General features: G+C 62.3%; 9 protein-coding genes and 1 pseudogene. 6 read left to right on the forward strand and 4 right to left on the reverse strand.

The genetic code is table 11. The features are described 5' to 3' along the window. Positions 1-16 precede the first annotated feature (16 nt). Entirely contained in the window at positions 17-574 is a 558-nt protein-coding gene (locus GM79_RS17945) for an IS630 family transposase (protein WP_051718594.1), read from the reverse strand. A gap of 2 nt (positions 575-576) precedes the next feature. Next, positions 577-966 (reverse strand): hypothetical protein, encoded by a 390-nt coding sequence (locus tag GM79_RS17950; protein WP_051718595.1) that lies wholly within the window; start codon positions 964-966, stop codon positions 577-579. A 292-nt stretch (positions 967-1258) separates the two neighbouring features. Between GM79_RS17950 and argS the strand changes: the two genes are divergently transcribed. The 6 genes from argS (at position 1259) to GM79_RS17980 (ending at position 8559) form a co-directional block, all read left to right on the forward strand. Then, the gene (gene argS, locus GM79_RS17955; protein ID WP_035566729.1) at positions 1259-3052 is read left to right on the forward strand and encodes an arginine--tRNA ligase; all 1794 of its coding nucleotides are present in this window, start codon (positions 1259-1261) and stop codon (positions 3050-3052) included. Between the two features lie 162 nt (positions 3053-3214). Further along, positions 3215-3796, forward strand: a complete 582-nt coding sequence (locus tag GM79_RS17960) for a TIGR00730 family Rossman fold protein (protein ID WP_035566732.1) — start codon at positions 3215-3217, stop codon at positions 3794-3796. A 38-nt stretch (positions 3797-3834) separates the two neighbouring features. Further along, positions 3835-5880: a HelD family protein gene (locus tag GM79_RS17965; RefSeq protein ID WP_035566734.1), complete on the forward strand. Its 2046-nt coding sequence runs from the start codon at positions 3835-3837 to the stop codon at positions 5878-5880. Between the two features lie 106 nt (positions 5881-5986). Further along, the gene (locus tag GM79_RS17970; RefSeq protein WP_081867860.1) at positions 5987-6574 is read left to right on the forward strand and encodes a glutathione peroxidase; all 588 of its coding nucleotides are present in this window, start codon (positions 5987-5989) and stop codon (positions 6572-6574) included. Between the two features lie 153 nt (positions 6575-6727). Next, positions 6728-7624 carry a 1,4-dihydroxy-2-naphthoate polyprenyltransferase gene (locus tag GM79_RS17975; protein WP_035566737.1) on the forward strand — a complete coding sequence of 299 codons (897 nt, stop codon included), beginning with the start codon at positions 6728-6730 and terminating at the stop codon, positions 7622-7624. 56 nt (positions 7625-7680) lie between these two features. Then, positions 7681-8559: a hypothetical protein gene (locus GM79_RS17980; protein ID WP_035566739.1), complete on the forward strand. Its 879-nt coding sequence runs from the start codon at positions 7681-7683 to the stop codon at positions 8557-8559. Between the two features lie 149 nt (positions 8560-8708). On the opposite strand, the gene GM79_RS17985 is transcribed toward GM79_RS17980, so the two are convergent. Beyond that, complete coding sequence (locus GM79_RS17985; protein ID WP_035566747.1) at positions 8709-10040, reverse strand: carboxylesterase family protein; 1332 nt, start codon at positions 10038-10040, stop codon at positions 8709-8711. Positions 10041-10144: 104 nt separating this feature from the next. After that, positions 10145-10341, reverse strand: a pseudogene (locus GM79_RS25835) (ATP-dependent helicase); the annotation flags it as partial.

Genomic DNA, 10341 nt, shown 5'->3' on the forward strand with positions numbered 1-10341 from the left:
TAGAGCGGTTTCCAAATCAGTGTACATGATATCCGCAATGGTCAAACCAGTTTTTGGCATCCTGTTCATTTATCCATTCGGCAGCCGCCTGGATAGCCTCTTCCAGCAGGTCGCAGGTGCGTGCTTTGGTGGTGCGTAGCCACGTCTTGAGTTTGCTAAAAGCGAGTTCAATGGGGTTGAAATCAGGCGAGTAAGGCGGCAGGTAGCGCAAGCGGGCGCCGTATTTTTGGGCAATTTCGTCCAGGCCGTCGACTTTGTGTACCGTCAAGTTGTCGAGCACCACCACGTCGCCCGGCTGCAACGTGGGGCCGAGCACCTGGTCCAAATAGGCCGCGAACACGTCGCCGTTGACGGCCCCATTGACGGTGAGCAACGCCCCGAGTCCGTCCGGGGTCAGGGCCGCGATAAGCGTCACGTTCGGGCCGTTGTGCAAGGGCACCGCCTGGTCCACGCGCCGGCCGGCGGGGGCCCGGCCGTAGCGGCGGCAGTACGTGAGGTTGGTGCTCGTTTCGTCCACAAACACAAAATGAGTAACGTCTTCTTCCTGAATAGCTTCCACAAACAAGCGGCGCAACGCTACGACCCGTTCGGTGTCGCGCTCGGCGGCGTGGATGCTTTTTTTTTACGCCCCCAGCCCAGGCGCTCCACCGCCCGCCACGTACTGGTGCGGCTCAGGACCGGGCCCTCGGCGGCGTGCAAGGCGGTGCCCAGTTCGGCCAGCGTCGCGTCGGGCTGCGCCACCAGACAGGCCCGCAACAGCGCCTCGCCCGCCGGGTCCAGGCGCGGCACCGGGCCGCCGCGTGCGGGTAGGGCGGCCAGCGAACCCGTGCGGCGCTGGCGCTGCAACAGCTTGTCCACAAACGAAACGGATACGCTGAATTGGGCAGCGACTTGGTAAATCCGGGCCTGCGGCGCGGCACAAGCCGCCGCTACCCGTTCCCGCAAATCAATCGAATACGCTTTCATCAGGTGAAAATATGCAGAATTCTGTACACTGAATTGGAAACCGCTCTAAAGTCTGTTTACACCAACGCAATGCCCCATTGCTCCAAGTTTCGGGGTCTATTAATCCGGCGGCGCGAGAGAAACAGATGCCAGCGCGCAGCGCAGTATCTCAATCGCGCCGCCGTGGCTCCCCTCTCCACGGGAGAGGGGCCGGGGGTGAGGTTTGACGTGAGGACGAAGCAGTAGAGATGCTTCGGCAGGCTCCGCATGACGTTCTGATGTGAGGGTTAGCCCCCGCCCGTACCTTTGCCTCGTGCAACAGTTAGAAAACTCCCTCAAAACCGCCCTGCAAACTGCCGCTCAGGCAGTTTTTGGCCTCGAAATTCCCGCCGCCAGCCTCACGCTCCAGCCCACGCGCAAGGAGTTTGCCGGCAGCTTCACCCTCGTCACGTTTCCGCTCACCAAGGCGTTCGGCAAGGGGCCGGAGCAAATTGGGCAGGCGCTGGGCGAGTGGCTGCAAAGCAACGAGCCCCGCGTGAGCGGCTACAACGTGGTGAAAGGCTTCCTCAACCTGGAAATAGCCGATGCCGAGTGGCTGCAGGTGTTCACGCAGCTGCACGCGCAGCCCGCTACCGCGCCCGTGGCCACCAACGGCCCGCAGAACGTGGTGGTGGAGTACTCCTCGCCCAACACCAACAAGCCCCTGCACCTGGGCCACCTGCGCAACAACTTCCTGGGCTACTCGGTGGCCGAGATTCTGAAAGCCACCGGCGCCACCGTCACCAAGGCCAACCTGGTGAACGACCGCGGCATCCACATCTGCAAGTCGATGATTGCCTACCAGCGCTTCGGCCAGGGCGAAACCCCGGCGAGCGCCGGCATGAAGGGCGACCACCTCGCCGGCAAGTACTACGTGTTGTTTGAGAAGCACTACCGCGAGGAAATCAAGCAGCTCGAAGCCGAAGGCGTCACTAATGAGGTGGCCAAGAAAAGCGCCCCGCTCATGGCCGAGGCCCAGCAGATGCTGCAAGCCTGGGAAGCCAACGACGAGGCCGTGGTCAGCCTCTGGCGCCAGATGAACGGCTGGGTGTACGAAGGCTTCGACGAAACCTACAAGAACATCGGCGTCGATTTCGACCAGTTTTACTACGAATCCGGCACCTACCTGCTGGGCAAGGAGCGGGTAGAAGAAGGCCTGCAGAAAGGCGTGTTCTTCAAGAAGGAAAACGGCTCGGTGTGGGTCGATTTGCAGGCCGAGGGCCTCGACGAGAAGCTCCTGCTCCGCGCCGACGGCACCAGCGTGTACATCACCCAGGACCTGGGCACGGCCGAGCTGAAGTACCAGGATTTCGGCTACGACAGCAGCATCTACGTCATCGCCGACGAGCAGAACTACCACATGCAGGTGCTGCAGGCCACGCTCAAAAAGCTGGGCAAGCCCTATGCCGACGCCATTCACCACCTCAGTTACGGCATGGTGGACCTGCCCTCGGGCAAGATGAAATCGCGCGAAGGCACCGTAGTGGACGCCGACGAGCTGGTGCGCGACGTGGTGGCCGCCGCTAAAGCCGCCACCCTCGAAAAAGGCAAAACCGAAGGCCTGAGCGACTCTGAGCTGGAGGAGCTCTACCACATGCTGGGCCTGGGCGCCCTGAAGTACTACCTGCTGAAAGTGGACCCCAAAAAGCGCATGCTCTTCAACCCCGAAGAGTCGGTGAACCTGGAGGGCGACACGGGGCCGTTTATTCAGTATTCGCACTCGCGCACGGCCGCCGTGCGCCGCAAAGCCGCCGAGCTGGGCGCCCCCGACACCGCCGACTGGACCAGCGTGACCGAGCTGCATCCCGCCGATGCCGAGCTGATTCAGGAGTTGGCCCGCTACCCCGCCGTAGTGGCCGAAGCCGCCAAGAACCTGTCGCCCGCCGTGGTGGCCCAGTACGCCTACGACCTGGCCCGCAACTACAACCGCTTCTACGCCAAGGTGCCCATCTTCGCCGAAACCGACCTGCCCAAGCGCAACCTGCGCCTGGCCCTCTCGGCCCGCACCGGCGAGCAGCTGAAAGCCGCCTTCGGCCTGCTGGGCATCCAGGTACCCGAGCGCATGTAACTACTGATTACAGGCTGAAGAACGGTCATGCTCATCTGGCGTCCGCGCAGTCGAAGCATCTCTACCGCAATAGTAATTATATACTCCCCCGGTAGAGATGCTTCGACTGCGCTCAGCATGACCGTTCTTCTTGCTGTTGCCAACAATGAATGACCAATTAATATGAAAAGCATTGCCGTTTACTGTGGTTCCAGCGCTGGGACCAATCCGAATTTTATTGCCCAGGCGCAGGCCCTGGCCGCGGCGATGGTAGCCCAAAACCTCACGCTGGTGTACGGTGGCGGGCGCGTGGGGCTGATGGGCACTATTGCTGATGCCGTGCTGGCCCTTGGCGGCGAGGTTATCGGTGTGATTCCCGATTTTCTGGATGCCAAGGAGCTGGCTCACAAGGGCTGCACGGAGCTGCACGTCGTGAAATCCATGCACGAGCGCAAGCTGATGATGGCCGACCGCGCCGACGGCTTCATCGCCATGCCCGGCGGCTATGGCACCCTCGAAGAGCTGTTTGAGGTGCTGACCTGGGGCCAGCTCGGCCTGCACCGCAAGCCCGTGGCCCTGCTGAACGTGGACGGCTACTACGACCACCTGCTGCTGGCCCTCGACCGCATGCGCGACGACCAACTGCTGCGCGCCGAAAACCGCGCTCAGCTCCTGCAATCAGCCAACCCGGTGGAGCTGCTGGCCCAGATGGCGGCTTACCAACCCGTGCAGCTGGAGAAGTGGCTGACGCCGCCCACCACCTGATTGCAACGCGGCCGCCTGTTTCCCAAAATCTGCCCCTGATGAACGCAACGGAACAAGAAGAACGAGAATACCTGGAAGAAATTAAGGAGCAGCTGACGCTGGCGGTGCGGCGGGTCGATGATTCTGTGCGGCAGTTTTCCAACGAGCTGCGGGAGAAAAAGGAGTACATCCACGAGCATCAGTCGGGCATGGACGATGCCGACATGGTGTCCGCGGGCCAGTCCATCGACCGCATGGCCTTTACGGGCGGGGCGGCCGTGGCCCGCAAGCGTAAGCTGCTCAAGCTGGTGCAGTCGCCGTATTTCGGCCGCATCGATTTCGTGGCTTCGGGCGGGGAGAGCATGCCGGTGTACATCGGCGTGCATTCGTTTGTGGACGAGCGGGCCCGGCGCGGCCTCATCTACGACTGGCGCGCCCCCATTTCGTCCATGTTTTATGATTTTGAGCTGGGCGAAGCGAATTATGCCACGCCGTCCGGCTCCATCCACGGCCGCATCGCCCTGAAGCGGCAGTATAAAATTCAGGATGGCCGCCTGGAGTTTATGATTGAAAACGGCGTGAACATCCACGACGAGGTATTGCAGCGCGAGCTGGCTAAGTCCTCGGACGATAAGATGAAGAACATCGTCGCCACCATTCAGCGCGACCAGAACGCGGTGATTCGCAATGAGGAGGCTACGGTAATGGTCATTCAGGGCGTGGCCGGCTCGGGCAAAACCTCCATTGCCCTGCACCGCATTGCGTTTCTGCTCTACCGCTACCGCGACACCATCGGGGCCAAGGACATCCTGATAATTTCGCCCAACAAGGTGTTTGCCGACTACATTTCGAACGTGCTGCCCGAGCTGGGCGAGGAGCACATTCCCGAAACCGGCATGGAAGAGCTGGCCGCCGACCTGCTCGGTAATCAGTACCAGTTCCAGACGTTTTTCGAGCAGGTATCGGCGCTTTTGGAGCAGCACAAACCAGCTTTTATCGAGCGCATTCAATTCAAATCCTCGTTTGAGTTTCTTAGCCAGCTGAACAAATACCTGCTCCACGTCGAGAATAACTACTTCACCGCGAGCGAGCTGCGGGTGGGCCGCACCGTGGTGCCGCGCCAGCTGCTGCTGGATAAGTTCAAGACCTACCACCGCGTGCCGCTGCTGAAACGCTTCCCGCTGGTGGCCGATGACGTGCGCGTTTACGTGCGCACCGCCGCCAACCGGAAGCTGACCGGTGGGGAGAAAAATACGATAGGCGAGGCCCTCACGCGCATGTTTCGGTTCAACAACGTGCTGGATTTCTACCGGGACTTCTACCGCTGGCTGGGCCGGCCCGAGCTGTTCCGCTACGAGCCTGGCCAGACCATGGAATACGCCGACGTTTTCGCCCTGCTCTACCTGCGCATCCGCCTCGAAGGCATTTCGGCCTACGACCACGTCAAGCACCTGCTTGTGGACGAGATGCAGGACTACACGCCCGTGCAATACGCCGTGCTGTCCCGGGTATTCAATTGCCGGAAAACCATTCTCGGCGATGTCAACCAGACGGTGAACCCCTACAGCGCGTCGTCGGCCGAAACCATTGAGCGCGTGTTTCCGCAGGCCGACATCGTGCGGCTGTACCGCAGCTACCGCTCGACGATGGAAATCACCGCCTTCGCGCAGCGCATCACGCCCAACCCCAACATCATCCCGCTGGAACGGCACGGCCGCGAGCCGCTGCTACTGCGCTGCCCCAGCCCCGGCGAGGAGCTGGCCGCCGTCAAACAGCTGGCCACGGACTTCCAAAGCTCCGGCAGCAACTCGCTGGGCATCATCTGCAAAACGCCCCGGCAGGCCGCGCAGGTGCAGCAGGCGCTGGCGGAGCTGGGCGCGCAGCTGCTCACCGAGGATTCTACCTTATTTAAGGAAGGCGTCATCATTACGTCGGCCCATTTGGCGAAGGGGCTGGAATTCGACGAGGTGATTGTGCCCTTCGCCTCGGCCCGCAACTACCGGACGGAGGTCGATAAAAGCATGCTGTACGTGGCCTGCACCCGCGCCATGCACCAGCTCACGCTCACGTATTCGGGCGAGGTGGCCGCGTTTCTGGCCTCCTGAATGGACAACTATTAGGCCGCCCGAAGCCCCACCGCTCCGCCCGCAAACTCCACGTGCCCCTGAGCGGTTAGGCACATAGTCGAATAATCCCCGCATTTTCCGATTTATGAAAATCCCCTTGTTTCTCATCCTTGCCACTGCCGCTACGGCCGTGGTTTTCATCGCCGCCAAACCCACCGCGCCCATCGCCATGACTGAAACCACCGAAACAACTGCCGCCGCCTCCGTCTACGATTTCACCGTGAAATCCATCGAGGGCAAGGATGTGAAATTGAGCCAGTACAAGGGTAAAAAGCTGCTGATTGTGAACACCGCCTCCGAGTGCGGCTACACGCCGCAGTACAAGGAGCTGGAGGCGCTCTATAAACAGCACGGCGACAAAGTGACCGTGCTGGGCTTCCCAGCCAATAATTTCGGCGGCCAGGAGCCCGGCACCGAAGCCCAGATTGCTGCGTTTTGCGAGAAAAACTACGGCGTTACGTTCCCGCTCTTCAGCAAGGTTTCGGTGAAGGGCGACGATACGGCGCCACTGTTCAAATTCCTGGCTGATAAAACCAAAAACGGCGCCGTGAGCGACGCGCCCACCTGGAATTTCTGCAAGTACCTGGTCGATGAAAACGGCCACGTGTTGAAATTCTACAAATCCGACGTAAAGCCCCTGAGCCCCGAGCTGCTGGCCGACATTATGAAATAATTGCTTACCGCTACTGATTATTCAGAAGGTCATGCTGAGCTTGTCGAAGCATCTCTACCGCGCAACTAATTTCGTCGTTGCAACGAAGCGGTAGAAATGCTTCGACAAGCTCAGCATGACGTTTTTTTTCGCTAGTTGATTTCCCCTTTGCCCATGTCGCCCTGGATTTCCGCTTTTCGTCCCCGCACGCTGCCGCTGGCATTGGCCAGCATACTCACGGGCGCGTTTCTGGCCGCCGCCAACGGGCAGTTCAACGGGCCGGTAGTGGCGCTGGCGGCCCTCACCACCATCCTGCTCCAAATCCTCAGCAACCTCGCTAACGATTACGGCGACTCCCAGAACGGCGCCGATAGCGTGCACCGCCAGGGCCCGCAGCGCGCCGTGCAGAGCGGCGCCATCACCCCCGCCCAAATGAAGCGCGGCATGTGGATTTGCGGGCTGCTGGCCCTGGCTAGTGGCTTGGCGCTGCTGTGGGTGGCGCTGGGCGCGGCCGGGCTCGGGCTGTTTCTGGCGTTTCTGGCGCTGGGACTGGCCGCCATCTGGGCGGCGGTAAACTACACGGCCGGCAAAAACCCATATGGTTATGCGGGGCTGGGCGACATTTCGGTATTTCTGTTCTTTGGCCTGGTGGGCGTGTGCGGTACTTACTTTTTGCAGGCGCGGGCGCTGCCGTTGCAGGTGCTGCTGCCCGCCGCCGCGCTGGGCTGCTTCGCCACGGCGGTATTAAATGTGAATAACATTCGGGACATCAACTCCGATGTGCTGGCGGGCAAAATAACCATTCCGGTGCGGCTGGGGCCGGTGCACGCGCGGCGCTATCACTGGCTGCTGCTGCTGCTGGGCCTGGGCTGCGCCACAGTGTTTGTGGCTCTCACCTACCACTCGCCCTGGCAGTGGCTGTTTGCGCTGGCCACGCCGCTGTTTGCCTTCAACGCCATTCAGGTGTGGCAGCGGCAGGACTCCATGCAGATTGACCCGCTGCTGAAGCAGATGGCACTGAGCACGTTGGTATTTACGGTGCTGTTTGGCGTGGGGCAGGTGCTGGGGTAAGCGAAAGGCTGGTGTTTCGGTGGGGCGAAGCCGCCCGCTCATCTTCAACCCGCCTCATGACTCCTGCCCAGACCGCCGAGATAAACGCGCATTTTCACCGCTACAACGCGGCCCCACTCGCGGAATTCTGCGGCCTCAGCCCCACGCAGATGCACCAGCTGATGTCCGCGCCACTGGGGGTGGCCTCGCCGGTGCGGCTCCGGGCCGAGCTGCCCGCGTCGGTGCTCGACCGGGTGCCGCTGCTGCGCCTCATCGAGGAGCTACTGCGGCTGGTGCAGCGCGAGAACAGCATCAAGCTCACGGCGGGCGGGGCGCTGCCCCGCAAGTTTTTGCACGAGCTGTACGCGCACCGCCTCGTGCCAGAAGAGTACGTTGATGCGGGCTTTATCAGCATCAACCGGGAAATTGACTCGCCAGTGCTGCACACCACGCACATCATTGCGATGGCGGCCGGCCTCGTGAAAAAAGTGCATGGCAAGCTCACAATCACCAAAAAAGGGCAACTGCTGCAGGCGCCTGCGCAGCGGCCGGCCCTGCTGCGGTTGGTGCTGGAGGTGTTCACTGAGAAATTTAATTGGGGCTATTTCGATGGGTTCGGCGACGACGACTCACCGGTGGGGCAGCTGGCCTGGGCGTATTCGGTGTACCTGCTGGTCCAGTTCGGCCCCAGAATCCACCCCATTTCTTTCTACGCCGATAACTACCTGCTAGCCTTTCCATTTCTGCTCAATTCGGTGCGCGAGGTGCCATACATGACGCGCGAGGAAAAGTTGGGCAGCTACTACGCGGGCCGGGTCATGTTTCGATTTGCTAAGTGGTTCGGGCTGGTTGAAATCGACGAACAAAAATTCGGCTTCCAAGCCAAACCCGACGAGGTAACTGCCACCGCGCTGGTAACGGAGCTATTTGAGGTAAACGTGGGCGCAAAGGCCTAACCCATCCTGGCTATTGCTGTCACGCAGTTTCTCAAAAGCCACCTGGTTCCTGGTTGATTACCAACAGGTACTGGGAAGCAAGTACCTGGCAACCAGCAACAAAAACCAGCGTCTCGGTTACTGCTACGGAGCGGCCGCTAGTCACTCCATCATACCTGCCGTACCGCCAGCACCCCCGGCACGGCTACCGGCGCGGGCAAGTGGCCGGTGCGGGCAAAATCGGCCCAGAGCTGCCGCACCGGCCGGCCGGCCGCCTCCACTTCCTCCCAGGTAGCCTGGCCCAGCAGGGGCGTGGCTTCCCAGCTGGCCCGGCTGCCCAGCAGCAGCGGCAAGTCGATGGTGTGGGCCGCGCCAAACGCGCTGCCGGCCGGCCGGTACTGCACCAGAAACTGGTAGGCCCGCCCGCCGGCCCGCGCGTGCCGTCGGGCAAAAGCAGTGGCGGGGTGCCGGTAAATGCGGTTCGAGCTCAGGCGCACCAACCACCGCACCAGCCGCGCCCCCAACAGCGGCAGCCGCCCCAACTGCTGAAATACCGGCGTGATGACGGCGAAAAAGCGCGTTTCCTCGGCCGTGGCCCCAATCAGTACGTCGATGTGTGGGGCCACGGCGGCCCAGGTAGCTTCCACGGCGGCTTCGGGTGGCAGGGGCGCGGCCCCGTACTGCGGGCCGAAGGGCATTCCGCTTTTCAGCCCAAACCAGCGCCCGGCCCGCACCGCTACCCGCTCACGGGCCAGCACGTCTCCCACGGGCCCGTGGGGCGGAAGTGGGCCGGCCGCCGCCACCAGGGCCCGGCTCAGGGCATGCCGGCGGCGCGTGAGGCCCAGCGGCGCACTATGCAGAATAACGCGCCGAAACAAGCCGGGCGCGTCGGCCGTCAGCAGCAGCTGCGCAATGGCATCGGCCCCGGAGGAGTGCCCCAGCAGTGTCACCAGCGCCGGATTTCCGCCCAGCGCGGCACTGTTGCGCTGCACCCAGCGCAGGGCTTCTAGTAAGTCGAGCAGGCCCAGGTTGGGCGGCGTACCGCCCGCGCTGCCCAGAAACCCCAGCAGCCCCAGTCGGTACGTTACGGCCACAAACATCACCCGCTGCTCGGCCACCAGCGCGGCCGGGTCGTACATCGGCAGGTCGCCGGCTCCGGTTACGTAGGAGCCGCCGTGCACCCACACAATAACGGGCAGCGCCTCGTCCACAGTCGCATCGGCGGGCAGCGTCACGGATAAGCGCAGGCAGTCTTCGCTGAATTCCAGTGCTTTGTATAAGTCGCCTAATACCGCATCCAGGCCAGCATCGGCCACTTGAGGGCAGGCCGGGGCGGGTACAGTGGCCACAATGGGTTCGGTTACCGCGGGCTCGGGCACCGGCACCTGGAACCGTCCGGCGCGGGCATAGCGGATGCCAGTGGCGCGCACCACGGCCCCGTCGCGGCGGCCCACAATGGTGCCGGCCGGCGTCTGAAAATGGGGGGCGGCAGGAGAGGACATGAGGTAATTGATAATGGTAGACAAACCTGCTACCAGCTCAAAAACAAACCCCCGGCCGCATAGCCAGGGGGTTGTTTTTTGAGGAAAAATCTCAAGAAAAAAAGTTATTCGCCGGCCGGGCCAGCGGCTGGCGCTGGCGTTTCAGGGCTGCCTTCGGGCTTGGGACCGCGCTTGCGGTTGCGGCCACCGCGGCTGCGGCGCTCGCCTTCGGGGCGAGGCTCGCGGGCTTCGCCTTCGGGCCGGGGCTCGCGGGGCGGGCGAGCCTCGCCTTCCGGCCGTGGGGCGCGGGGCTCACGGGGCG

It is taken from the genome of Hymenobacter sp. IS2118, from assembly GCF_000715495.1.
Classification (GTDB): domain Bacteria; phylum Bacteroidota; class Bacteroidia; order Cytophagales; family Hymenobacteraceae; genus Hymenobacter.